This is a genomic window from Variovorax sp. 10N420, from assembly GCF_056394705.1.
This window is the reverse complement of the sequence record NZ_JBFTIJ010000021.1, coordinates 1-25,850: the sequence shown is the minus strand read 5'-3', so window position 1 is coordinate 25,850 and position 25,850 is coordinate 1. Positions and strand designations below refer to the sequence as shown.

Sequence of the window (25,850 nt, the reverse complement as noted above, 5' to 3'; positions counted from 1 at the left end):
AGCGCGCAAAGATGGTGCCGAATGGTCCAAATCACTGCACGTCGCACCGAATCGGCCCGATCTATCGGGGCGAACGTTCAGACCGCTGTACGTTCGATCGCGTCCCTGATCCGCTGGAACACCCTCGGGCTGCTGAAGTTCTGCACTGAGTCGCGAACCGCATCGGCAGTAGGGAGCAAGGAGCGGTCGCTGGCGACCCGCTGTATGAGATCGCTCAATGCCTCCACATCGCCCACGGCAAACAGCCATCCGTTCTCGCCGGGACGGATGATGTCGCTCGGCCCGGACGGGCAATCGCTGCTGATGCACGGAATGCCGCGCGCCATCGCCTCGATCAAGACCAACGGAAAGCCTTCATAGGACGAGCAGAGGACGAGGGCATCCGCCTCTTGGATGGAATGCCAGGGCTCCTCTTGGCGGCCGAGCCAATTCAGTCGATCCGCGATGCCCAACTCCTCAGCCAGGGATTGAAGCTCCGCCAACTCCGTTTCCGGACTGCCCGAGCCGATCAGGTCCAGTCGCCAGTCCGCTTGCACCCGAGCGAGCGCGCGCAAGAGGTCGTCAGTGCACTTTTGGTCGCCGCGCATGAGCCGCCCGACGTGCAGCAGGCGCAACGGACCCTGCTCTGACCGGGGAATCGGCACAACCGATTCCATACGCGTGCCGTTGTAGACGAGGTGCACAGCTTCGGGTCGAACACCTGGCACAAGCTTGGTTGCATCGGCGATTTGCGGACTGATGCAGAGGTGCCCGTCTGCAAACCTGAGAAGGTCGGTTCGCTGCCGATGGACCGTTGAAAAATGCAGCCACGCCAAAACCGGACGTTTGAGGCGCGCAAGCCACAGCCCCAATTTGACGAGCAGAAGCGTGGAGCTGTAGATGACGACGACAGCGTCCGGCAGCTGCGTCTTGCAGGTACGAACAAAGGCCGGCAGGCCCCGCAGCATCTGGGTCTTCAACGAGGTCGAACCGTTTTCGACTTCCGTATAGGCGATCCCTTCATGCCATTTGGGATCTCGAACACTGGGACACAACGCGAGCACGCGAACGCGGTCGCCGTGCGCCTGCGCTTCCTCCGCCAGGGACCGGACACACACTTCGATGCCCCCCAAGCCTGACAGGGTACCGACGACAACGAGAATTTCCATAGATGTAGGTGACCCGCATGCGGTTCATCGCCCGCTAACCTAGGGTGCGGGACGTAAGGCAAACGTCGGACACCAAGGCGGTGCCGTGTCAGCCAATTCATCGGCGAGCCATGATTCGATACATGTAGAAACGGCCTGGAACACCGGGCGCGGCCTGGACCCAGGCGATTCCCTCAGGTCTTTCAATGCCAAAGGCTGGGGTATCCGGCCTTGCGAAGTTCGGGCGTGACGCGCTCCCAGCGCCAGGCACCCTGATACGCGCCATGCACGAGGCTCCGCATCAATGAATCCACCGATGCTTTGCGAATCATCGATGATAGTGATAGCATCGATTAATTATGGCGAATCAACAGAATCACCATGAGGTCTGCCCTGTCGACGCACAGACCCAGTTCGTATGGATCGTCGGGCACCCCATCGATCAGGTGAAGGCGCCTCAACTTATGAATCCGCACTACATGGCAGCGGGCGACAACGTCCTCGTTTTGCCAGCTCGAGTCAGGCCCGATGACCTCCGGAAAGTCTTCGAAGGCGCCCAACAGCTCGGCAATCTGCGCGGATGGATCGTCACGGTTCCGCACAAGATTGCGCTGGCGTCCTGGATGGACGAGCTTTCGGTGGCCGCGCGCGTCGCCGGCGCCGTGAACGCCATTCGCTTTCGCAACGGCAAGGCCTGTGGCGATCTCTTCGATGGCTACGGCTTCGTGTCCGGTCTCGGTGCGCGGGGCTTCGAGATTGCCGGTTGCTCGGCACTGGTACTGGGCGCAGGTGGCGTCGGCTCTGCCATTGCGCTCGCGCTCTCGGAAGCGGGCGCCGCACGCGTGTCCGTCTCCGACATCGATGTCTCGCGCGCGCAACGGCTTGCATCGCGTCTCTGCGAACTCGGCCCAGCGGGCACGCGCTTCGATGCCGGAAGGGCTACATCGACCTCTGGGTTTCAGCTGGTCGTCAACGCCAGCCCTGTCGGAATGGCCGGCGACCCGCGTCTTCCTATCGACCCCGGGTTGCTGCGTAGCTCGCATGTTGTCGCCGAGGTCGTCATGACCCCGGAACTCACGCCGCTCCTGCTTGCCGCGCGCAGCTTGGGCTGCGAAATCCATCCGGGCAAGCAGGTGCTGGAGGGCCAGCTTCAGAAGCTGCTCGATTTCTTTCGCTGATGCGGAACCGCCCCATCTCAAGCATATTGGAGACATCGCATGACAACCATCGCCCCTGAACTTTCCAACACGTCCGAGCGCGAATGGTTTCCGCGAAGGCGGGCGTTCCTGGCTGCCGCGGGCCTTGCCGGCCTCGCCCCGCTCGCCGGCGCCGAACAGGCCTATCCTTCGCGACCCGTCACGATCGTCGTGGGATTCGCGGCCGGCGGCATCGCCGATTCGCTCGCCCGGATCTCGGCCCCGCTGCTTGCGGCGCAGCTCAAGCAGAGCGTCATCATCGACAACCGGGCAGGTGCCGGCGGCACCATCGCCGCAGCGTTGGTCGCGAGGGCGCCCAAAGACGGGTACACATTGCTCATGGCCTCCAACGGGCACGCCATCAACGCCACGATGATGAAGCCCTTGCCCTTTGACGCGATCGCGGATTTCGCCGCAGTCGGCGGCGTCGCGGCGACGCCGCTTGTCGCGGTCGTGCGCTCGGATTCCCCCTATAAGACGTTCGCCGACGTCATCGCCGCAGCCAAGTCCAAACCCATCCCGTACGGATCGGGCGGCGCAGGCACGTTGACGCATCTGTTGCCGGAGCTCGTCGCATCGAACACCGGCGCAAACTTCACCCATGTGCCCTATCGCGGCACGGGTCCCGCCATCATCGACCTGATGGGGGGTCAGATCGAGTTCGTCATGGACCTGGTGCAGACGGCGCTCCCGCAAGTCCAGAGCGGGAAGCTGCGCGCCCTCGCGGTCAGCAGCCGGCAGCGCTCGCCGCAATTGCCCGACGTGCCCACCTTGGCAGAGACGGCGATGCCCGGCCTCGACGCCCAGGGATGGTATGGGCTGCTCGCCCCGGCGGGCACGCCCGTAGCGATACTGGACAAGCTCAACGCCGCGCTCAACAAGGCGCTCGGCGATCCGGCCGTCGTCGCGCGCATGACCGGCCTGGGCTCAACACCCATTGCGGGCTCGCGAGATGCATTCATGACGCTGCTGCGCTCCGAGGTCAAGCGATGGGGCGACATCGTCATCGCCAAGAAGATTACCGTCTGAGATGCCCATGCTTGATATCACCCGTGAAATCGAATGCGACGTTCTGGTCATCGGCGGCGGCAGCGCGGGCATCGCGGCGGCGATCAGCGCCGCACGCAATGGCGCGAAGACACTGCTCGTCGAGGCATCGCCCATGGTCGGTGGAGAACTCGTCAGCGGCATTTCCATGCTGGGGATGATTTCCACGCGCGGTGAGTGGATCGTGGGCGGCATTGCGCGCGATCTGCTGCGCGAAGTCGAGGAGCTTGGCGGCTACATCGGCCCGGTGTTCGACTACCGCTCGCTGCATCTGGTGTGCTTCGACCCGGAACTGATGAAGTTCGCGGTGGTCGGCCTCTTGGGCAAGGCTGGTGTCGAAGTCATGCTCTACACGCTGGCGACAGGCGTTCTATCGGCCGGCGGGGATGTGCGTGGTGTCTTCGTCCAGAACAAATCCGGTCGCCACCTGGTGCGTGCCAAGGTCATCATCGACGCCAGTGGCGACGCGGATCTGGTGGACGCCGCCGGCGGCAAGACCGAACTCGGCAAGGATGGCCGCTTCTTTCAGCCGCCCTCCCTGATCTTTCGCATGACCGGCGTGGACACGCCTCGCCTGCTGGAGAATGTCCGGACCCATCCCGAAGAATACGGACTCGCGGAGTTTCCCGGCATGGGGATGTCGCGCGAACAATGCGCCGAAGGACTCTGGAAGCAGGGCCAGCCGAAAGTGGTCCTTCTCGGGGAGCGCGGCATTCTCAAGCGCGCAGTGGAAGCCGGAGAGATGTTTCCCACATCGATCGTCGCCGTCGTGCCGGTCTCCACGGCGCGCCGGGAAGTCAGCATCAACTGCACGCAGATCGGCAATGTGGACGCCACCGACACGCGCCACCTGAGTGCAGCAGTGCCCACCTTCTTCGGCCAGATCCAGCAATCGATGCGCTTCCTCAAGGAGCGCGTGCCCGGCTTCGAGGACGCGCACTTCTCGGGCGTCGCTGGCAAGATCGGTGTGCGCGAGACGCGTCGCATTGTGGGGGACTACATCCTCGACGAGGAAGACGTGCTGGGCGCACGCAAGCGCGATGACGTGGTGGCCAAGGGCGGCCATGAGATCGACCTGTTCGCGGTGTCGTCTCATCGCCGCCAGACCATCAAGGACGGCGGCTCCTACGACCTGCCCCTGTCCGTCGCCATTGCGAAGGGTGTGCGCAACCTCTTCGTGGTCGGCCGCTGCCTGTCCGCCACGCGCGAGGCGCAAAGCTCGGCGCGTGTGATGGGGACCTGCATGGCGATGGGCCAGGCGGCAGGGGCTGCTGCCGCGATGTGTTCGGCCGATGGGCACTGGGGCGGCGACGTCCGCGAGGTCTCCATTCCCGAGTTGCAACGCCGCCTGCGCGAGCAAGGCGCCATCCTCCAGAGCGAAGCCTGATGGCTCAGGCGCCAGACTTCGACGTCCTGGTTGTCGGCGCAGGCGCAGCCGGCATGACGGCCGCGCTGTCTGCCTCGTCCCGCGGCCTCAGCGTGCTGCTGGTCGAATCGACCAACCAGGTGGGCGGCACGAGCGCGACCTCGGCGGGCACGCTGTGGATTCCCTGCGCCTCGCCCCAAGACGCCGATGACAATTGCCGCGGAACGGCGCGTGCCTACCTGGAGGCCAGCATCGGGCCGGGGGCCGACAGCGCGAAGATCGAAGCGTTGCTCGAGTCGGCGCCCGAGCTTCTGCGGTTCCTGCGCGAAGAGACAGCGGTGCGCCTTGATCCCGTGGCACGGCATCCAGACTATCTTCAGGCTTTGCCCGGCGCCACGCTCGGCGGTCGGGCGTTCGCGCCGTCCACGTTCGACGGGCGGCGTCTCGGTCGCGACTTTGCACGTGTGCGCCCGCCCCTGCCGGAGTTCATGGTGCTGGGTGGAATGATGGTCGCCAAGGCCGACATCCCGATCCTTCTGAACGCCATGCGAGAGCCGCGCGCTTTTCTCGGCGCCGCGCAACTGGTCGCGCGCCATGCGAGGGACCGGCTCACGCGGCCTCGCGGCACCCGGCTGGTCATGGGCAATGCGCTTGTCGCCCAACTCTTCAGCAGCCTGCTGCACTCCAACGTCAAGATCGCATTCGACACTCGGGTCGCGCGCATGGCGCGGACAGCATCGGGATTCGACTGCGTAATGGCCGGCCCGCAGGGTGAACAGCGGGTTCGGATCGGAAAAGCCGTGGTGCTGGCGACCGGAGGCTTCTCGGGCAACGTAGCGATGCGGCAGCGCTGGTTGCCCGCCCTTGCCCGCGACCACAGCGTCGCACACGCAGGCGACGCCGGCGGGGGCATCGACCTGGGACTTTCACTCGGCGGCGCGGTGGAGGACGATCATGTACCGCCCGCGTTCTGGATGCCCGTCTCGACGATGAAGCGCGCGGATGGCAGCGTGGCGACGTTCCCGCACATCATGCTGGACCGGGCCAAGCCCGGGCTTCTCGCAGTGGACGCGACCGGCAACCGCTTCGCCAATGAAGCCGACGCCTACCACCACTTCTGCGAAGGGATGCTCGAATCGAATCGCCGCACGGGCAGCAAGCGATTTTTCCTGATTGCTGACGCCGCATTTGTCAGCAGCTATGGCATCGGCATGGCTCGCCCAGGCCTGAAGTCGCTGCGGCGGTTTGTGCAGGCCGGCTACCTTACGCAGGCCGATTCGCCAGCCCAACTCGCAGAGCGCCTCCATCTCGAAGCCGGCGCCCTCGAGCGCACGCTGACCAGATACAACGAACTCGCCGCGCGCGGCGTGGATCTTGACTTTCATCGTGGCGAGTCGGCGCTCAACCGGCACAACGGCGATCCGCTCCACGGGCCGAATCCGTGCATGCGCGTGCTCGACACGCGCTCGTTGCATGCGGTCGAGATTCATGTCGCCGATTTGGGCACGAGCGTGGGCCTCCGAGCAGACGAAGACGCACGCGTCCTGGACGCTGGAGGGCAACCGGTGCCGGGCCTCTATGCCTGCGGCAACGACATGGCGTCCATGATGCGAGGAGCCTATCCAGGTCCGGGAGCGACGCTGGGTCCCGGAATGACCTTCGCGTGGCGCGCCGCGCGCCACATGGCGAACCGCTAGGGCCTCGCCCGGGTCCGCGTCTTTGCCGCCGGCGCAGGCGCGCCGCCCATCACGGCGATCAGTTGCTGATGCGTGCGGTCGATGTGTTCGAGCGCAAGCTTCTCCGCCAGCTTGGCGTTGCGACCCAGGCACGCGTCCAGCAGGGCCAGATGCTCGCCCTCGGCACGGCGCGAATAGGCCCCATCCTTCGTGAGCTGCAGGCGATAGCGGTCTTGCAAGTCCATGAGCGTGCTGCAAAAGTGCATGAGCATGGGCATGCCGCAGCCGGAGAGCACAGCCAGATGGAATTTGCGATGGGCGCTTTCCCATTCGGCCGCCGAAGTCGGCCCAGGTTTTGCCGCAACGCGCTTGCCGAGCATGTGCGCAGCCGCCGCCACGCGCTCTTCCCAGTCGTCGTCGCCATGCAAGACCGATTCCCGAATCGCGACAGGCTCGCAGAGCTTTCTGATGGTGACTATCTCCCCGAGGTTGGCGCGCGACATTTCGCTGACGCGGAACCCACGCTTGGCCTCGAAGCGCACGAAGCCTTCCGCCGTGAGCCGGGAGAGCGCCTCCCGCAGGGGGCTCAAGCTCACGTCGTATCTGCCTTTCATCTCATCGAGGTTCAGACGCGAGCCAGCGGGGTTGTCTCCTCGAAGGATGCCGATACGGATCTGTCGGGCCAACCGATCGGACAACAAGTCTTCCGATTCCCCTTCCACGATCGTCCGCACGGGCGGATCCACGAGCGAGGGTTGGCCCGCTGCCTGGGCCGATGTGTTGGTAGAACGCTTCTCGATGGATGCCATGGTGGCGATCATAGGCCGGCAGTCATGGATGCCGGATCAGGACTTCGCGCTCCGGCTGACGGCCCCGTCCGCTACGGCAGACGCGAGGAAGTCCCGCGCCGCGACGCAACCGGCGGGTAGCAGTTTCTCCTGCCTCACCGAGGCGCGATGGACTTAGCGTTAGCCATACAGTCCTGTTCGATAGCCTGTGCTGCCTTTGGCAGGTGCTTTGTTGGCAATTGAAAAAAAAATTGCCAAAAAAAAGCGGCCTCTTTTGGGAGGCCGTTTTCTGTGTGCCTCTTGCTAACCTGTTGAGTTGCAAGGGACGATGACTGGTGGCCTGGGGCGGAATCGAACCACCGACACGCGGATTTTCAATCCGCTGCTCTACCAACTGAGCTACCGGGCCATGGTGTGCAGCCGGCGATTATACAGTGCTGCGGCGGCCTCTCGACAGGTCGACACCGAGTTGCTTCAGCTTTCTGTATAGATGGGTTCGCTCAAGACCTGTCTTTTCTGCCACGCGAGTCATAGAGCCGTTCTCCATCGCGAGATGGAACTCGAAGTAGGCCTTTTCGAAACCGTCACGTGCGTCGCGCAGCGGTCGATCGAGATCGAAGCTCTGCGTGGCTTGCGGGCCCAATTCGGCCGGTGACAACTGAGGTGCGGCGGGTACCAGAGCGCTGTCACCTATGGTTGTGACGACGGCAGAGAAACTGCTCGCCGGCGGCACGACGCTGGCAGCCGCGCGGCGGGCGTTTTCACGGGCCAAGCCCTGCTCCACTGCCTTGAGCAGTTTCTGCAGAGTGATGGGCTTCTCGAGGAACGCGAATGCGCCGATCCGAGTGGCATCGACTGCCGTATCGATCGTGGCGTGCCCGCTCATCATGACGACAGGCATGCTCAGAAGGCCGGCGGCGGACCACTCCTTCAACAGCGTCACGCCGTCGGTGTCAGGCATCCAGATGTCGAGGAGAACGAGATCGGGACGCGCGCGCTGACGCGCTGCACGCGCCTCGGCTGCGTTCTCCGCGAGTTCCACGTTGTGGCCTTCGTCATTGAGAATTTCGAAGAGCAGGTCTCGGATACCCAGCTCGTCGTCGACCACGAGGATGTTTGCCATGTGTGCTTGAGATGTGCGCCGATGTTTGTGTAGTTAGGGGAGTCGTCTCGCTGCCCTTCCGACCGAGCCGTCATGTGCGCTCAGGTGACGGATGACTTCAAGTCCTCGGTGTGAGCAACCGCTCCCTGCGGTCCTCCCGCAAGCGCGAATGATAACGAGACTTGCGCGCCAACCACAGCCCCATCGACCATACGATTGGAAAGTTCGATGCGCGCTCCGTGTTCGTCGGCGATTTTCTTGACGACTGCCAGACCGAGGCCCGTGCCCTTGGACTTGGTCGTGACGTAGGGCTCGAAGGCGCGCTTGAGGATGTGCTCGGCAAAACCCGCGCCGTTGTCCTGTACGGTCAAGCGTACTCTCTGGCCGGATTCGCTAAGCCGAGTGCGGACGACGACCTCGCCCTTGTGCCCCGTCCGCGCGGCGTTGACCTCGGCAGCATCCTGGGCGTTTTGCAACAGGTTGTGAATGACCTGCCGGATCTGCTGTGCGTCCGCACGAATGGGCGGACAACGATCATCCAGTTCAGGGTGCAGGGGGACCGAAGAGCTCTCGGACGGATAGAGATGCAGTACGTCCGCCACCAGTGCATTGAGGTCGACTGCCTTCAGGTCGGCTGCCGGAAGGCGCGCGTAGTCCCGGAACTCGTTGACCAGCCGCTTCATCGCATCGACCTGGTCGACGATGGTCTTGACCGACTTTGTGAGAATCGCCTGCTCAGGAGCCGCGACCTTGCCGGAGAGCTTCATCTCGAGGCGCTCCGCCGAAAGTTGGATGGGGGTGAGCGGATTCTTGATCTCGTGCGCCAGTCGTCGCGCCACCTCGCCCCAGGCTTGCGCACGTTGTGCCGACACGATTTCCGAGATGTCGTCGAACACCAGCAACCTCGTTGCCTCTGGCAATTCCGCTCCGCGCGCCACAATGTTGATGGCGTCTTCCGACATCGCATCGCCTTGCGCGTGAAGCTCGAACGCGTGCTGCCAATGATCGAGACCATGCTGAAGCCGTTCCACGTCGAAGTCGTCGAACTGCTGCTGCACGCTTTGAGCGAATTCGGACAAGCCCGGCACTTCGGACAAGTGCTGGCCTTCGTAAGCTGCCAGTGGCACCCGCAGCACGCGCGTGGCGCCCGGATTGGTGGAGACGATGACTCCGTCGGCATGAAGCACGATCACACCCGACGTCAGGTTATCCAGAATTGTTTGCAGATTCGAGCGGGCGGCATCCAGTTCGCCCATCGTTTTTTCGACCGCCCCCCTCGCATCGGCCAGTTGCTGGGTCATGACGGCGAACGAACGAGTCAGCCCCCCGAGTTCATCCTTGCCCTGCAGTACGGCAGTGGGACGAAGATCCCCCCCGGCCACTTGGCGCACGCCGTCGGCCAAGACGAGAAGGGGCCGCGCAAGCTGATTGCCAAAGAGCACGGCCAACAGCACCGCGCCGAACACCGCGAGAAAGAGCGTGAGCGTGAGCGTGCCGATGTACATCCGGCGCAGGCCTTCACGGGCGAGCGCCCGTTCCTGGTACTCACGGTTGGCCTCTTGCACCGCCAAAGCGTTCGCGACGACTGCCGGGGGAAGAGGCTGCGTGACCTGCAGGAAGCGTGGCTCCGTGTTGAATTCGAAGCCCTGTCTTTGCACCAGAGCAATGGCCCGCACGCTCGCAGGCGGTGGCGCTGCCGCGCCTGGCGCCGGTGCTTCGTCAAGCCCTTCGATGTGCGCGACGGCGCGATCGGCGCGCACCTGCCGCAATTGCTGCTGCGTAGGCCGCTCGGGATTCAGCTGAAAGCGCGACGCGCCTGCACCAGCGACCAATTGGCCATTGCCGGTCCAGAGCACAACGTCGGTGGCTCCCAGCTGGTCGCGGATGCGTTCGAGCACCAGCCCGGCGCCTGCGTCCGAGACGTTGGCGAGCTGCGCGCTGGCCGTCTTTGTCTTGCTCATCAGGTCGTCTGACAGCGAGTCCAGGGTGGCGCGGCCGAGGTTCAGGCCTGCATCAAGAGCGCCCTCCACCTTGACGTCGAACCAGCTCTCGATCGAGCGCGCGACGAACTGATAGGACACCACGTAGACGAGCATGCCCGGCACGACGCCGACCAGCGCAAAGATGGCGGCGAGCTTGATCAGCAGCCGACTGCCGAACTTGCCCTGCCGCAAACGGCTGAGAAGCCTGAACGCCACCCAGCCGATGACGAGGATCAACACCACCGCCACAACCACGTTGATGTAGAAAAGCCGCGCGTAATTGCGCTCGTAGAACGCGCGGTTGTTGGTGGCTTGCGCCAGCAGGAACATCAACACGAGGCCGATGGCGGTCACCATCGCGGCACCGACGCCGATGGCCCATCGGACAGCGCGAGAGCGACGTGCCGCCGGAGACCGGGAGCCGCTGCGCGGTTCGGTGCTCACCGGGCCTTCTCCAGCGGGAGCCGCGTGGTCTTTTCAACGGAGATATCCCAGTCCGACTGGCCGAAAGCGCCAATCTGGAATGGACGCGGCAGCTGCGAAGTGTCCAGGCGAAATCGGAACATGACCGGATGACTCGGCCCGTCACCGATCTCGGAAATGTCGCCCAAGCGCATGCGGCCGACTCGGCGCACGCCCTCGAGGGCTTCCGCGAGAGTCTCGAAGTTCTGGTTCAACGAAACGCCGAAACCTGCGTTGGTGATAGGTACGGGTGACACGTTGAGGCGCCATCGACGGCTGAGCGGCTGATAGGCCAGCCGCATGTATCGGGAAGCTTGTGCCACTTTGAGATCCGTCCAGTACCAGCGTTCCCGGTAGAGTTCCGCCTCTGCCACGAAATAGATCGCGATACCCTTGTCCAGGACCTCTTCGACCAGAGGTGACAGTTCAAACTGCACTTGAGCGGTGAGATACACGCCGTCATCGGCCTCCTCGAGCCGCATCTGGGTCACGGAGGCGCCATGTGTCTCTGCTGCGACCGCTCCCGGAAACCAGGCCAACACCCAGACGAACGCCAGCAGCACGGCCAGCCAGGTCGCGGAATGTTTGTCAGCGCTGCAGCCTCTCGAGCAGGGCGTAGAAGAAACCGTCGTGATCACCCAACGGATTGTCCGGGACGCCACGCGCATTCACCCCGCTTTGGGGGAGCAAATGCCCGGGCGAAGGCAGTAAACGGGCGTCGGTGTTGTGCGCAAGGAACGCCTCAATTTGGTGCGAGCCTTCTTCGCGAAACACCGAACAGGTGCAATACAGCAATCGGCCTCCCGCCCGCACCAGCGGCCAAAGGGCGGCCAACAGCATCGCCTGCTGGAGCGCGAGCTGGCCAATATCGCTTTCCCGCCGCAGCCAGCGCACGTCAGGGTGCCGCCGGACGATGCCTGAAGCAGTGCACGGCGCATCGAGCAGAACGGCATCGAACGGTAAACCGTCCCACCATTCCGCAGGACGAGAGGCGTCAGCAATGACAACTTTCGCGCTCATTCCCAGACGCGAGAGGGTTTGGTCGATTCGGCGGCTGCGGCCCGCGTCCACCTCGAGCGCGGTGACGTCAATCCTGGCCGACGCGCCCAGCTCAAGCAGATGCGCAGTCTTGCCGCCGGGCGCGGCACACGCGTCCAGCACGCGCAATGGCGCCGACCCTTTCTCGAGGCCGTCCAGAAGAAGTGGCGCAGCGATCTGCGCTGCGGCATCCTGTACTGAGCACGCGCCGTCGAGAAAGCCGGGCAGCTGCTGGACCGGTCGGGCGCGTACCAGCTGGATACCGCTGGCACCAACAGGCATCCCGGGCAGGTCTGCTGCCTCCAGCGCGTGCAGATATGTCGCCACATCCGTCTTCAGCAAGTTGACGCGCAGTGTCATGGGCGCTTGCGCGTTGTCCGCGGCCAAGACGCGTTGCCATTCGCGGGGGTGATCTCGCTTCAGCCGCTCGATCCACCAGCGCGGATGATTCCATTGCGCCACGGGCTCGTGTTCGGTAGCCGCCACCAATTCTTCGCGCTCGCGCAAGAACCGTCGAAGACAGGCATTGATGAAGCTTGCCTGGGCCCTGGTGCCTGGATTGCGCTTGGCGGCCTCGACCGCCTGGTCAACCAGCGTGAAGGGTTCATAGGGTGACCGCTCGGGATCCCACGCCAGCGCGAGCGCGGTGCAAAGCAGCGCGTCCGCGGCCGGCGGAGGCGTTCGCTTCGCCAGGTGCCGGCGTAGCGCTTCGGCACGGCCGAGCCACCGCAGCACCTGAAATCCGAGCGCCTGCACGCCTGGCCGCAGGGCGGGCTCTACTCCTTCAAAGGCGGCAGAGCCGGAAACGCCGGCGCGGATCGAAGCCAAGGCCGACGAGGCAAGCTGGAGCTGGCGCCAGAGCGGCGGCGATGCGAAGTTGGAATCTGAAAGATCTGGCAAATGAGGTCAATGGTAATTGGGCTAATGGGCAATGCGTCAGCCGCAGCAGGTGATCAGCGCAGCGGGGCTGCGGCTTTGAGCTGCATGATCCACGCCACCAGGAGAGCTGGAAACTGGGTAATGGCGGCGTTGTACCTGCCGACCGCAAGATTGAACTGGCTGCGAGCCATTTCGGCAGCCGCCGAGGGTTCCGGCCAAGCAATGGGGACGGAGCCTTCGGAAGACTCATCTTTGCCCTCCAGTGTGGCCGGTCGCGACAACGTGCCGTCGGCTTCGAAACTGACCACGGCGTCCGGATACAAGCGCTGCCATGCGCTGACCATCACGTGCATCGCGGTGCTCATTGCGGCAACACTTGCCGGGTCCAAAGGACGAAGGCGAGTGGTCGTCATAAGGGTCGAGAGCTGATTGGCGGCAGCTTGCAGCGACGCACCCGGAGCCGCCTGCACTGCGGAGGGCTCTTCATCCTGGGCGGAGCGGGCGAGGACGAACTCGAGCTGACGAGCCAGCGCCGCGTCAAGAATCGCGTATGCATTCAATGCCGCTGAGCGTAGCCGCATGAGCCGGTTGTAGGCGCCGACGAACCAGAACAGCGCGAGGGCGCCGCCAATCCAGTACGGCAGAGAGTCGGGCAGGCCGTTCATCTAGTCAAGCATGGCGTTGAAGAAAAAGAAAAGCCCCCGATCCGCGAGCGGAAAGGGGGCGTTTGCTACCGGTCATGTCCGGCGATGCTAACCAACTATTCGGTTGCGGCGCCTTCGCTGGCGTCGGCCGTCGTGGTGGCTTCGTCCGCGGCGGCTGCCGAACCGGACAACTCGGCTGCTTCGGCCTCAGCGATCGCGCGACGTTCGGCTTCGTCCATCGCGTCCTTCACCTTGCGTGCCTGGTGGTAAGCCATGCCGGTGCCTGCGGGGATCAGGCGGCCAACGATGACGTTTTCTTTCAGACCGCGCAGTTCGTCGCGCTTGCCCATGATCGCGGCTTCCGTCAGCACGCGCGTTGTTTCCTGGAACGATGCCGCGCTGATGAAGCTGTCGGTCGAGAGCGATGCCTTCGTGATACCGAGCAGCAGGTTGGTGAACGTCGCGGGGATCTTGCCGTCGGCGCGCAGGGCGTCGTTGGTGTTGAGCATCTCGCTACGTTCGACCTGTTCACCGGCGATGTAGTTGGTATCGCCGGGGTTCTCGACCACGACGCGACGCAGCATCTGGCGAACGATCACCTCAATGTGCTTGTCGTTGATCTTCACGCCCTGCAAGCGATACACGTCCTGCACCTCGTCGACGATGTAGCGCGCCAGCTCTTCGGAGCCTAGCAGGCGCAGGATGTCCTGCGGGTCTGCCGGGCCATCGACGATGGACTCGCCCTTGTTCACGACTTGGCCTTCGTGCACGAGGATGTTCTTTTCCTTCGGCACGAGTTCTTCCCAGACCTTGCCTTCCGGGTCGGTGATCTGCAGGCGTACCTTGCCCTTGGTCTCCTTGCCGAACGACACCGTACCAGTCATCTCCGCCAGCATGCCCTTGTCCTTCGGCGAACGCGCCTCGAACAGCTCGGCCACCCGCGGCAGACCGCCGGTGATGTCACGAGTTTTCTGGCCTTCGACCGGAATACGCGCCAGCACTTCGCCGGGGCCCACGTCCTGGCCGTCGCGCACCTGCACCAGGGCGCCAATCGGGAAGCCGATGGTCACCGAGTGATCGGTGCCGGGGATCTTGACCTCGGCGCCGGACGCATCGATCAACTTCACCTGCGGGCGCACGACCTTGGCCGCACCGCGACGCTTCGGATCGATCACCACCAGTGTCGACAGGCCGGTGACTTCGTCCACCTGCTTGGCGACCGTGAGTCCTTCCTCGACGTTCTCGAACTTCGACGTACCGGCGAATTCCGTGATGATGGGGCGCGTCAGCGGATCCCAGTTGGCCAGTACGTGGCCCGCCTTGATCTGCTGATCGGCCTTCACGGCCAGCGTGGCACCGTACGGCACCTTGTGACGCTCGCGCTCACGGCCATGCTCGTCATGGATGACGATCTCGCCCGAACGCGCAATCACGACCAGCTCGCTCTTGCTGTTGGTCACGTAGCGCATGGTGGCATTGAAGCCGATCACGCCGTTGGACTTCGCTTCGACACTCGAGGCAACAGCCGCACGCGATGCCGCACCACCGATATGGAAGGTGCGCATGGTCAGCTGAGTGCCGGGCTCGCCGATCGACTGGGCAGCAATCACGCCGACCGCTTCGCCGTTGTTCACCAGGCCACCGCGGCCCAGGTCGCGGCCATAGCACTTTGCGCACAAGCCGAAGCGTGTCGCGCAGGTCAGCGCCGTGCGAACCTTGACTTCGTCAACGCCTTCGGCTTCGAGCGCCTCGATCACATCTTCGTCGAGCATGTCGCCTGCTTTCGCCAGCACTGCACGCGTTTCCGGGTGCAAGATGTCCTCGGCTGCAGTGCGACCCAGGATGCGCTCGCGCAGGGATTCGATGACCTCACCCCCTTCGACGATCGCGCGCATCACTGCGCCGTCTTGCGTGCCGCAGTCCTGTTCGATGACCACCAGATCCTGGGTGACGTCGACCAGGCGACGTGTCAGGTAGCCGGAGTTCGCGGTCTTCAGCGCAGTGTCAGCCAGGCCCTTACGGGCACCGTGAGTGGAGATGAAGTACTCCAACACGTTCAGGCCTTCACGGAAGTTGGCCGTGATTGGCGTTTCGATGATCGAGCCATCCGGCTTGGCCATCAGACCCCGCATACCTGCGACCTGGCGAATTTGCGCTGCGGAACCGCGCGCGCCCGAGTCGGCCATCATGTAGATGGAGTTGAAGGACTCCTGCTCCACTTCCTTGCCATGGCGATCGAGGACCTTCTCCTTCGACAGCTTGGCCATCATGACCTTCGACACCTCGTCGCCGGCCTTGCCCCAAATGTCGACCACCTTGTTGTAGCGTTCACCCGACGTGACGAGACCGGACACGTATTGCTGCTCGATCTCCTTCACTTCCTTGGCGGAGCGGTCGATGATGCCGTGCTTCTCGGCGGGCACCAGCATGTCGTCGATTGCAATCGAGATGCCTGCCTTGGTCGCCAAGCGGAAGCCGTTCTGCAACAGCTTGTCGGCGAACACGACGGTCTCCTTCAGGCCGCACTTCCGGAACGAAGCATTGATGAGCTTGGAGATTTCCTTCTTCTTCAGTGCCTTGTTGATGTTCGAGAACGCCAAGCCCTTCGGCAGGATCTCGGACAGCAACGCGCGGCCGACCGTCGTGTCGACGAGGGAGGTCGATGGAGTGAATTCGCCCGTGTCCTTGTCCTTCGTGTATTCCGTGATTCGCACGCTGACCTTCGCGGTGAGCTCGACCACATTGGCGTCGAGCGCGCGCTGGACTTCGCCGATGTCCGAGAACATCAGGCCTTCGCCCTTGCCGTTGATGCGATCGCGGGTGGTGTAGTACAGACCCAGCACCACGTCTTGCGATGGCACAATCGACGGTTCGCCGTTGGCGGGGAACAGCACGTTATTGGATGCCAGCATGAGCGTGCGGGCTTCCATCTGCGCTTCCACCGACAGCGGGACGTGGACGGCCATCTGGTCACCGTCGAAGTCGGCGTTGAAGGCCGCGCAAACCAGCGGATGCAGCTGGATTGCCTTGCCTTCGATCAGGATCGGTTCGAAGGCTTGAATGCCCAGGCGGTGCAGCGTCGGTGCGCGGTTCAGCATCACCGGGTGTTCCTTGATCACTTCTTCAAGGATGTCCCACACGACTGGCGTGCCGCTTTCCACTTCCTTCTTCGCCGCCTTGATGGTGGTTGCAATGCCCATGGCTTCGAGGCGCGAGAAGATGAAGGGCTTGAACAGCTCAAGCGCCATCAGCTTCGGCAAGCCGCACTGATGCAGCTTGAGCGTCGGCCCCACCACGATGACCGAACGTCCCGAGTAGTCGACGCGCTTGCCCAGCAAGTTCTGGCGGAAGCGACCGCTCTTGCCCTTGATCATGTCGGCCAGCGACTTGAGTGCACGCTTGTTGGCACCGGTCATGGCCTTGCCGCGGCGGCCGTTGTCCAGAAGCGAATCAACTGCTTCCTGGAGCATCCGCTTTTCGTTGCGCGCGATGATCTCCGGCGCCTTCAGTTCGAGAAGGCGGCGAAGGCGGCTGTTGCGATTGATGACCCGGCGATAGAGGTCATTCAGGTCGGAGGTCGCAAAACGGCCGCCGTCCAGCGGCACCAGCGGACGCAGGTCCGGAGGCAGCACTGGCAGCACGTCGAGAACCATCCACTCGGGCTTGATGCCCGACTTGCGGAAGGCTTCCAGCACCTTGAGGCGCTTGGAGTTCTTCTTGACCTTGACTTCGGAACCCGTCAGGTCGCCGCGCAGCTTCTCGATCTCGCTGTCGAGTTCGATGCCCATCAGCAGATCCTTGATGCCTTCTGCGCCCATCTTGGCGATGAATTCGTCGCCGTATTCCTTGCGCTTCGCGTCATAGTCGTCCTCGGACATGATCCCGAACTTCTTGAGCGGGGTCATGCCAGGATCGGTGATCACGTAAGCTTCGAAGTACAGCACGCGTTCGATGTCGCGCAGGGTCATGTCCAGCACCAAGCCCAGACGCGACGGCAACGACTTCAGGAACCAGATGTGAGCACAGGGAGCGGCCAGGTCGATGTGACCCATGCGCTCGCGCCGCACCTTGGTCTGGGTGACTTCAACGCCGCACTTCTCGCAGATCACGCCGCGGTGCTTCAGGCGCTTGTACTTGCCGCACAGGCACTCGTAATCCTTGATCGGACCGAAGATCTTCGCGCAAAAAAGGCCATCGCGCTCAGGCTTGAAGGTCCGGTAATTGATCGTCTCGGGCTTCTTCACTTCGCCGAAAGACCACGAGCGGATCTTCTCGGGCGAGGCCATGCCGATCTTGATGGCATCAAAATGCTCATCCGGAGTGAATTGCTTGAACAGGTCGAGTAGCGATTTCATAAGACTCTTTCCCTTTTCAATTAAGAACGCTCGAGCTCGATGTCGAGCCCCAGTGAACGGATTTCCTTGACCAGCACGTTGAAAGACTCCGGCATGCCGGCTTCGATCGAGTGCTCGCCCTTGACGATGCTTTCGTACACCTTCGTACGGCCTTGCACGTCATCGGACTTCACGGTCAGCATTTCCTGCAGGACGTAGGCAGCGCCGTAAGCTTCCAGCGCCCACACTTCCATTTCGCCGAAACGCTGGCCGCCGAACTGCGCCTTGCCGCCCAGCGGCTGTTGCGTGACGAGCGAGTACGGGCCGGTCGAGCGAGCGTGCATCTTGTCGTCCACCAAATGGTGGAGCTTCAGGAAGTGCATGTACCCAACAGTGACAGGGCGCTCGAACTGGTCGCCGGTACGCCCGTCGTACAGGTAGGCTTGGGTACGGGTCTCTGTCAGGCCCTTGAGCTTGGCGATGTCCTCGGGATAGGCAAGCTTCAACATGCCGCGGATTTCTTCTTCCGAAGCACCGTCGAACACCGGCGTCGCAAAAGGCACGCCCTGCGACAGGTTTTCTGCCATTTCGAGCACGTCGGAATCGCTCAGCTTGCCGAGGTCTTCCTTGCGACCGGAACCGTTGTAGAGCTGGTCCATGAACTTGCGCAGTTCAGCCACCTTGGCCTCAGCCTGCAGCATGTCGCCGATACGCTGTCCGATGCCCTTGCCGGCCCAACCCAGATGCACTTCCAGCACTTGACCCACGTTCATGCGCGAAGGCACGCCCAACGGGTTCAGGCAGATGTCGCATGGCGTACCGTCGGCCATGTGGGGCATGTCTTCGACCGGAACGATCTTCGAGACGACGCCCTTGTTGCCGTGACGGCCAGCCATCTTGTCGCCAGGTTGCAGCCGGCGCTTGACCGCCAAGTAGACCTTGACCATCTTCAGCACGCCCGCGGGCAATTCGTCGCCTTGCGTCAGCTTCTTGCGCTTTTCTTCGAACGCGAGGTCGAAGCTATGGCGCGTCTGCTCGAGCGAGTTCTTGATCGACTCGAGTTGCGCAGCGACTTCGTCTTCCGCCGGGCGAATGTCGAACCAGTGGAACCTTTCGATTGACGACAGATAGGCCTTGTCGAGCTTTGTGCCCTTGGCCAGCTTGTTGGGGCCACCGTTGGCGACCCTGCCCGTCAGGAGCTTCTCGATGCGGTCGAATGCGTCGGCCTCAACAATGCGCAGTTGATCGTTCAGGTCGAGGCGGAAACGCTTCAGCTCGTCGTCGATGATCTGCTGCGCGCGCTTGTCGCGGGTAATGCCTTCGCGCGTGAACACTTGCACGTCGATGACGGTGCCCTGCGAGCCTTGGTCAACGCGCAGCGAGGTGTCCTTCACGTCGGAAGCCTTCTCGCCGAAGATCGCGCGGAGCAGCTTCTCCTCAGGCGTGAGGGTGGTCTCACCCTTGGGGGTGACCTTGCCGACGAGCGTGTCACCTGGCTGCACCTCGGCGCCGACGTAAATGATCCCGGATTCGTCCAGCCGATTGAGCTGCTGCTCGGCGAGGTTCGGAATGTCACGCGTGATTTCCTCTGCACCCAATTTGGTGTCGCGGGCCATCACCACCAGTTCCTCGATATGGATTGAGGTGTAGCGGTCTTCGGCAACCACACGCTCGCTGATCAGGATCGAGTCCTCGAAGTTGTAGCCGTTCCAGGGCATGAAGGCGATCAGCATGTTCTGGCCAAGCGCCAGTTCGCCAAGATCAGTCGACGCGCCGTCAGCCACGACGTCGCCCTTGGCGATCTTGTCGCCGCGCTTGACGATGGGCCGCTGATGGATGTTGGTGTTCTGGTTGGAGCGCTGGTACTTGATCAGGTTGTAGATGTCCACCCCGACTTCGCCGGCCGCCGCTTCAGCGTCGTTCACACGCACTACGATGCGGGTCGCGTCGACGTAGTCGACGGTTCCGCCGCGGGTGGCGGTCACCACGGTGCCCGAATCGACTGCCGAGACGCGCTCGATGCCCGTACCGACGAAAGGCTTTTCGGGGCGCAGCACAGGCACAGCCTGACGCTGCATGTTGGCGCCCATTAGCGCGCGATTCGCATCATCGTGCTCGAGGAATGGCACGAGCGAAGCAGCCACCGAAACGATCTGGGCGGGCGACACGTCCATGTACTGGACGCGTTCGGCGCTCACCAGGATCGACTCGCCAGTCTCGCGAGCTGAAACCAGGTCGCCCGTCAGCTTGCCATCCTTGTCGAGCGCGGCATTGGCCTGAGCGATGACGTACTTGCCTTCTTCGATGGCGGACAGGTAGTCGATCTCGTTCGTGACCTTTCCATCCACCACGCGGCGATACGGGGTCTCGATGAAGCCGTACTCATTCAGGCGAGCGTAAAGAGCCAGCGAGTTGATCAGACCGATGTTCGGCCCCTCAGGCGTTTCGATCGGGCACACGCGGCCATAGTGCGTCACGTGCACGTCGCGCACTTCGAAGCCAGCGCGCTCACGAGTCAGACCGCCCGGGCCGAGGGCCGAGACGCGACGCTTGTGCGTGATCTCGGACAGCGGATTGGTCTGGTCCATGAATTGCGACAGCTGGGACGCACCGAAGAATTCCTTCAGCGCTGCCGAAATCGGCTTGCTGTTGATCAAGTCGTGCGGCATCAACGGTTCTTGTTCCGCTTGGCCGAGACGCTCTTTCACAGCCTTCTCGATACGGGCGAGGCCGGTACGGTACTGGTTCTCGGCCAGTTCGCCGACGCAACGAACACGGCGGTTGCCAAGGTGGTCGATGTCGTCGACTTCCCCACGGCCGTTGCGCAGGTCCACCAGGATCTTGACGACCGCGAGGATGTCCTCGTTGGTCAGGACCATCGGGCCCGTCGATTCGTCGCGGCCGACCTTGGCATTGAATTTCATGCGGCCGACGCGCGACAGGTCGTACGTGTCCGGGTTGTAGAACAGGCGCTGGAAGAGGGCTTGCACCGCATCTTCCGTCGGCGGTTCGCCGGGACGCATCATGCGATAGATGGCCACACGCGCAGCGAACTCATCGACGGTTTCGTCGATACGAAGCGTTTGCGAAATGTAGGCACCTTGGTCGAGTTCGTTCGTGTAGATCGCCTGCACGTCCTGCACGCCGGCGGCGCGCAGCTTCTTGAGCAGCGCTTCGGTCAACTCGTCGTTGGCCTTCGCCAGGATTTCGCCAGAATCGGGGTCCACAATGTTGCGGGCCACGACGCGACCGACCAGGAAGTCTTCCGGCACGCTGATGTGCGTGGTGCCCGATTGCTCGAGTTCACGCGTGTGGCGAGCAGTGACCCGCTTGTCCTTGGCGACCACGACCTTGCCCGACTTGTCAGTGATGTCGAAGCGCGCGACTTCGCCGCGGAGACGTTCGGAGACGAACTCCATCTGCGCGCCGCTGTCCATCAGACGGAAATTGTCGTTCACGAAGAAGTTCGCGAGGATCGACTCCGGGTTCAGGCCGATCGCCTTCAGGAGGATCGTGACTGGCATCTTGCGGCGACGATCGACGCGGAAGTACAGCATGTCCTTCGGATCAAACTCGAAGTCGAGCCAGGAGCCACGGTACGGAATCACCCGAGCCGAGAACAGCAGCTTGCCCGAACTGTGCGTCTTGCCTTTGTCGTGCTCGAAGAACACGCCTGGAGAGCGGTGCAACTGAGAGACGATGACGCGCTCGGTGCCGTTGATGATGAACGAGCCCTTGTCCGTCATGAGCGGCACTTCGCCCATGTAGACCTCTTGTTCCTTGACTTCCTTGACCACCTTCGACTGTGAGGTCGACGACTCACGGTCATAAATGATCAGTTGGACCTTGGCACGAACGGCCGAAGCAAACGTGAGGCCGCGGGTTTGGCATTCGCGCACATCAAACGCAGGCTTCGCGAGGTTGTACTCGAGGAACTTCATCTCGACGAAACCGTTGTGCGAGACGATTGGAAACGCTGCGTCGAACGCAGCCTGCAAACCTTCGACAGTGCGTTTCTGGGGCGGCACTCCGGCTTGCAGAAAAGCGGTGTACGCGTCTTTCTGCATCTGCAGCAAGTAGGGGATTTCGACGACGCTGTCGCGGTTACCGAAATTCTTTCGGATGCGCTTGCGTTCGGTGTAACTGTAAGTGGACGTTTGGGCCATGAGAGCTCCGGAGCTTGAGATCTTCAGCGACTTGTCAGCAATGCTTTCGCATCACTGCTTGGCGGCTGGCCACTACCAGCCGTTGGCGGACAGTGATGCGTTGCACATCACCCGAACCAAGGGGTCTTCTGCAGTCGGGGTCAGAAAACACTCAAAAACCGTGCAACCGCAGCGGCTTTTGGGTGCGCTCTGAAAGCGGCAAAGGCTGGAGGGCCTTCCGGCACACTCCAGCCCTCAAGGGAAGCTGAATTACTTCAGTTCCACCTTCGCACCAGCGTCTTCCAGCTTCTTCTTGGCGGCTTCGGCGTCAGCCTTGGACAGACCTTCCTTGACAGCCTTGGGAGCCGCCTCCACCAGGTCCTTGGCTTCCTTGAGGCCCAGGCCGGTGATTTCGCGAACTGCCTTGATCGCCGAAACCTTATTCGCGCCTGCTTCCATGAGCATGACGTTGAACTCGGTCTTTTCTTCTGCAACGGGAGCAGCGGCGCCGCCACCAGCGGCAGGAGCGGACATTGCCGCGGCGCTCACGCCGAACTTCTCTTCGATGGCCTTAACCAGGTCGTTGAGTTCCAAGACCGTCATGCCGTCGAGCGCGGTCAGAAATGCGTCTTTATCGAATGCCATTTTTGTTTCCTAACAATTGGGTTGAATTATCAAAACGCAAGGCTCAAGCGGCCTGCGCCTCCGCCGGTGCTTCGGCTTGTGCTTCGCCACCACTGCGCTTCTCTGCGAGAGCGGCCAAAACACGGGCCGTGCGCGAGATTGGGGATTGCATCAAGCCCAGCAACTGCGCCAACAACACTTCCTTCGAAGGAATGTTTGCCAGTTGCTTCACGCCGTCGACGTCCAAGGCCTTGCCGCCGAAGGCGCCGCCGCGAATGACCAACTTGTCGTTGGTCTTCGCGAAATCGGCCACCACCTTCGCGGCGGCCACAGCGTCTTCGGAGAAGCCATAGATCAGCGGACCGGTCATCTGGTCGCCGATGATCTCAAATGAGCTACCGGCGACAGCACGGCGTGCCAGAGTGTTTTTCAACACGCTGAGGCTCACGCCCTTGCTGCGCGCGTCGGTGCGCAGTTTGGTCATATCGGCAACCGTGATTCCACGGTATTCCGCCATCACGAGCGTTTGAGCTTTTGCGGCGAGGCTGGTCACATCACTGATGACCGCTTCTTTCTCACTGCGATTCAGACTCAAGGTCTACTCCTTTTAAATGCGCCCCTCGGCTGGAGCCTCAGAACGCGCTTCACGCAGCGACCAACTGTTCCGGAAATGAACTCCATTGCAGCGGGATCGCCATCTGCGCTGGCCGCCACACGAAGTGGAGCGATTAAGTACAGGCATCCCTGCACGCCAGCGGTCTTGGATGGCCCGGGGTTGCGATTGACGCGACTCCGACCCACCACATCGTCCGGCCACCGCAGATCGGCAGCCGAACAAATACATCAGCCCTGGGCGATAGTCTGCGTGTCCACCCGGACACCCACACCCATCGTCGAAGACACCGCCACCTTGCGCAGGTAAACACCCTTGCTGGTCGCCGGCTTGGCCTTGACCAGGGCGTCGATCAGCGCAGCCAAGTTGCCCTGCAGCTTGTCGTTGTCGAACGAACGGCGGCCGATCGTGCCGTGCACGATCCCAGCCTTGTCCACGCGGAACTGGACCTGGCCAGCCTTGGCGTTCTTGACGGCGGTCGCGACGTCGGGCGTCACCGTGCCGACCTTCGGGTTCGGCATCAGGCCGCGCGGGCCGAGGATCTGGCCCAGCGTGCCGACCACGCGCATCGCGTCCGGCGCGGCGATCACGACGTCGAAAGGCATGTCGCCAGCCTTCACCATCGCGGCCAGGTCGTCCATGCCGACGATGTCGGCGCCAGCGGCCTTGGCTTCTTCAGCTTTGGCGCCCTGGGCGAACACGGCCACGCGCTTGGTCTTGCCGGTACCGTTGGGCATCACCACGGCGCCACGCACAACTTGATCAGACTTCTTCGCATCGATGCCGAGCTGCACCGCAACGTCGATGGACTCGTCGAACTTCGCCGTGGCGGCTTCCTTCACGAGACCGAGCGCATCAGCGAGCGGATACAGCTTGCCGCTATCGACCTTACCCTCGAGGGCCTTTTGCTTCTTGGTGATCTTTGCCATTTACACGCCCTCCACATTCACGCCCATCGAGCGAGCCGAACCGGCGATGGTACGAACCGCGGCGTCGAGATCGGCAGCAGTCAGATCCTTCATCTTGGTCTTGGCGATTTCTTCGAGCTGTGCCCGAGTGATTTTTCCGACCTTGTCGGTATGAGGACGTGCAGAACCCTTATCAAGCTTGATCGCCTTCTTGATCAAAGTGACGGCCGGAGGCGTCTTGATGATGAAGGTGAAGCTCTTGTCCGCGAATGCCGTGATGACCACGGGCAACGGCAAGCCTGGCTCGACACTTTGGGTCTGCGCATTGAATGCTTTGCAGAACTCCATGATGTTCAAGCCGCGCTGACCCAAGGCGGGTCCGATTGGCGGCGATGGATTGGCCTTACCAGCTGGCACTTGCAGCTTGATGAAGCCGACGATTTTTTTCGCCATGCTTTTCTCCTTGCGGGTGATAACGCCTAGGCTTCTTTAGCCTTGGCTCCCCGGGGTTAACGACTCTTTGTCCAAGTTTCTTGCCGAGCCGGAGAAGCAAGAAACAAAAATCTCGCGGCCACACGGTGCGGATCGCGCTTGTTTCACTTAGGTTTTTTCGACCTGCGCAAACTCGAGCTCGACTGGCGTGGCACGGCCAAAAATCATGACCGAGACGCGTACCTTGCTCTTCTCGTAGTTGACTTCCTCGACAGTGCCATTGAAGTCAGTGAATGGGCCTTCCTTAACGCGCACGAATTCGCCCACCACGAACTCAACCTTGTGACGCGGCTTTTCAGTGCCCTGCTGCATTTGGCTGACGATGTCTTCGACTTCTTTCTGCGAAATCGGAGCAGGCCTATTCTTTGCGCCGCCAACGAATCCGGTGACCTTGTTGGTGTGCTTCACCAGATGCCAACTTTCATCGTCCATGATCATTTCGACCAAGACGTAGCCTGGAAAGAAGCGTCGTTCCGTCGTGCGCTTCTGACCGTTCTTGATTTCGACTACTTCCTCAGTCGGAACCAGGATTCGGCCGAACTTGTCCTGCATGCCGGCGCGCGCAATGCGCTCGGTGATGTTGCGCTCAACCGCCTTCTCCATGCCTGAATACGCATGAACCACATACCAGCGGAAGTCGGGATTGGCGGCTGGAGCCAGCACAGGCACACCTTCCGGCGCAGCTTCGACCACATCGTCAGTCATTTATTTTCTCCAACCCAGAATGAGATCGAAAAATACCCATTCAAGAGTCTTATCGGTGAGCCACAGGAAGATGGACATGATTGCGACAAAGGCAAACACATAGGCGGTCATCTGGATCGCTTCCTTACGCGTCGGCCAGACCACCTTCTTGACCTCTCGCCACGCATCACGACCGAAGGCCCACAGCTGGCGGCCGCTTTCGGAACTCGCAAAAGCCCCCACAGCGGCAGCAAGACCGATGAGCAAAGCCACCCACTGCACCACCGCGCCCTGTCGAGCCAGCAAGTAGAACGCCACGATGGCGCCCACGGCCAGGACAACGGCCATAGCCAGCTTGGCTTTGTCCGCATTGGTGCTAACCGTTTCGATTTGAGAAGAAGCCATCTTGGGCAATATTCCTGGGCCTTTCAGCCTTCATTCAAAGCGCCATCTGAGACGCCGAAGCCCGTCAGGGCATGACGGGCTTTTAGAGGCCACCCTCAGGTGGCAGGGGCAGTAGGAATCGAACCTACAACCTTCGGTTTTGGAGACCGACGCTCTGCCAATTGAGCTATACCCCTTCGCGATCCTTAAATCAGATGTCGAGGATCTTTGCCACGACGCCCGAGCCGACGGTGCGGCCACCTTCGCGAATTGCGAAGCGCAGGCCCTCTTCCATGGCAATCGGGTTGATCAGCTTCACTGTGATCGACACGTTGTCGCCCGGCATGACCATTTCCTTG

General features: G+C 62.3%; 20 protein-coding genes and 2 tRNA genes. 4 read left to right on the top strand and 18 right to left on the bottom strand.

Annotated features, from left to right (window positions below; genetic code table 11):
- Nucleotides 1-77: 77 nt before the first annotated feature.
- Complete coding sequence (locus AC1DEK_RS28740; protein WP_478128729.1) at nt 78-1,148, bottom strand: glycosyltransferase; 1,071 nt, start codon at nt 1,146-1,148, stop codon at nt 78-80.
- Nucleotides 1,149-1,486: 338 nt separating this feature from the next.
- On the opposite strand from AC1DEK_RS28740, the gene AC1DEK_RS28735 reads away from it, so the two are divergent.
- Genes AC1DEK_RS28735 through AC1DEK_RS28720 form a run of 4 tightly spaced genes read left to right on the top strand, consistent with a single transcriptional unit; the run spans nt 1,487 to nt 6,433 of the window.
- A complete protein-coding gene (locus AC1DEK_RS28735) occupies nt 1,487-2,305 on the top strand; it encodes a shikimate dehydrogenase family protein (protein ID WP_478128728.1) in 819 nt (272 codons plus the stop codon).
- 39 nt (nt 2,306-2,344) lie between these two features.
- Nucleotides 2,345-3,352 carry a tripartite tricarboxylate transporter substrate binding protein gene (locus AC1DEK_RS28730; RefSeq protein ID WP_478128727.1) on the top strand — a complete coding sequence of 336 codons (1,008 nt, stop codon included), beginning with the start codon at nt 2,345-2,347 and terminating at the stop codon, nt 3,350-3,352.
- A gap of 7 nt (nt 3,353-3,359) precedes the next feature.
- On the top strand, nt 3,360-4,757 hold the full coding sequence (locus tag AC1DEK_RS28725; protein WP_478128726.1) for an FAD-dependent oxidoreductase: 1,398 nt from the start codon (nt 3,360-3,362) through the stop codon (nt 4,755-4,757).
- Nucleotides 4,757-6,433 (top strand): FAD-dependent oxidoreductase, encoded by a 1,677-nt coding sequence (locus AC1DEK_RS28720; RefSeq protein WP_478128725.1) that lies wholly within the window; start codon nt 4,757-4,759, stop codon nt 6,431-6,433. The genes AC1DEK_RS28725 and AC1DEK_RS28720 overlap by 1 nt, the downstream gene beginning before the upstream one ends.
- Here the strand turns inward: AC1DEK_RS28720 and AC1DEK_RS28715 are convergent.
- The 17 genes from AC1DEK_RS28715 to AC1DEK_RS28635 form a co-directional block, all read right to left on the bottom strand.
- Nucleotides 6,430-7,221, bottom strand: coding sequence for a GntR family transcriptional regulator (locus tag AC1DEK_RS28715; RefSeq protein ID WP_478128724.1), 792 nt, complete (start codon nt 7,219-7,221; stop codon nt 6,430-6,432). The genes AC1DEK_RS28720 and AC1DEK_RS28715 overlap by 4 nt on opposite strands.
- A gap of 312 nt (nt 7,222-7,533) precedes the next feature.
- Nucleotides 7,534-7,609, bottom strand: a tRNA-Phe gene (locus tag AC1DEK_RS28710).
- 18 nt (nt 7,610-7,627) lie between these two features.
- Nucleotides 7,628-8,323, bottom strand: a complete 696-nt coding sequence (locus AC1DEK_RS28705; protein WP_478105071.1) for a response regulator — start codon at nt 8,321-8,323, stop codon at nt 7,628-7,630.
- A gap of 80 nt (nt 8,324-8,403) precedes the next feature.
- Nucleotides 8,404-10,728, bottom strand: coding sequence for a sensor histidine kinase (locus tag AC1DEK_RS28700; protein ID WP_478128723.1), 2,325 nt, complete (start codon nt 10,726-10,728; stop codon nt 8,404-8,406).
- A complete protein-coding gene (locus AC1DEK_RS28695) occupies nt 10,725-11,237 on the bottom strand; it encodes a DUF4390 domain-containing protein (protein ID WP_478128722.1) in 513 nt (170 codons plus the stop codon). The genes AC1DEK_RS28700 and AC1DEK_RS28695 overlap by 4 nt, the downstream gene beginning before the upstream one ends.
- A 97-nt stretch (nt 11,238-11,334) precedes the next feature.
- The gene (gene rsmB / locus AC1DEK_RS28690) at nt 11,335-12,684 is read right to left on the bottom strand and encodes a 16S rRNA (cytosine(967)-C(5))-methyltransferase RsmB (RefSeq protein WP_478128721.1); all 1,350 of its coding nucleotides are present in this window, start codon (nt 12,682-12,684) and stop codon (nt 11,335-11,337) included.
- Nucleotides 12,685-12,737: 53 nt separating this feature from the next.
- On the bottom strand, nt 12,738-13,328 hold the full coding sequence (locus AC1DEK_RS28685) for a LemA family protein (protein WP_478128720.1): 591 nt from the start codon (nt 13,326-13,328) through the stop codon (nt 12,738-12,740).
- Between the two features lie 95 nt (nt 13,329-13,423).
- Nucleotides 13,424-17,662 (bottom strand): DNA-directed RNA polymerase subunit beta', encoded by a 4,239-nt coding sequence (rpoC, locus tag AC1DEK_RS28680; RefSeq protein ID WP_478128719.1) that lies wholly within the window; start codon nt 17,660-17,662, stop codon nt 13,424-13,426.
- Nucleotides 17,663-17,682: 20 nt separating this feature from the next.
- Nucleotides 17,683-21,807, bottom strand: a complete 4,125-nt coding sequence (gene rpoB, locus AC1DEK_RS28675; protein ID WP_478128718.1) for a DNA-directed RNA polymerase subunit beta — start codon at nt 21,805-21,807, stop codon at nt 17,683-17,685.
- Nucleotides 21,808-22,056: 249 nt separating this feature from the next.
- Entirely contained in the window at nt 22,057-22,431 is a 375-nt protein-coding gene (rplL, locus tag AC1DEK_RS28670; RefSeq protein WP_478128717.1) for a 50S ribosomal protein L7/L12, read from the bottom strand.
- A 43-nt stretch (nt 22,432-22,474) separates the two neighbouring features.
- Nucleotides 22,475-23,005, bottom strand: a complete 531-nt coding sequence (rplJ, locus tag AC1DEK_RS28665; protein ID WP_478128716.1) for a 50S ribosomal protein L10 — start codon at nt 23,003-23,005, stop codon at nt 22,475-22,477.
- 248 nt (nt 23,006-23,253) lie between these two features.
- Nucleotides 23,254-23,952, bottom strand: a complete 699-nt coding sequence (gene rplA / locus AC1DEK_RS28660) for a 50S ribosomal protein L1 (protein ID WP_478128715.1) — start codon at nt 23,950-23,952, stop codon at nt 23,254-23,256.
- A complete protein-coding gene (gene rplK, locus AC1DEK_RS28655; protein ID WP_478128714.1) occupies nt 23,953-24,384 on the bottom strand; it encodes a 50S ribosomal protein L11 in 432 nt (143 codons plus the stop codon).
- 147 nt (nt 24,385-24,531) lie between these two features.
- A complete protein-coding gene (gene nusG / locus AC1DEK_RS28650; RefSeq protein ID WP_478128713.1) occupies nt 24,532-25,128 on the bottom strand; it encodes a transcription termination/antitermination protein NusG in 597 nt (198 codons plus the stop codon).
- Nucleotides 25,129-25,512 (bottom strand): preprotein translocase subunit SecE, encoded by a 384-nt coding sequence (secE, locus tag AC1DEK_RS28645; protein WP_478128712.1) that lies wholly within the window; start codon nt 25,510-25,512, stop codon nt 25,129-25,131.
- A 100-nt stretch (nt 25,513-25,612) separates the two neighbouring features.
- Nucleotides 25,613-25,688 (bottom strand) — tRNA-Trp (locus tag AC1DEK_RS28640).
- A 14-nt stretch (nt 25,689-25,702) separates the two neighbouring features.
- Nucleotides 25,703-25,850 (bottom strand): EF-Tu C-terminal domain-related protein (locus AC1DEK_RS28635; RefSeq protein ID WP_478099174.1); only part of this gene is annotated, 148 nt, incomplete at its 5' end.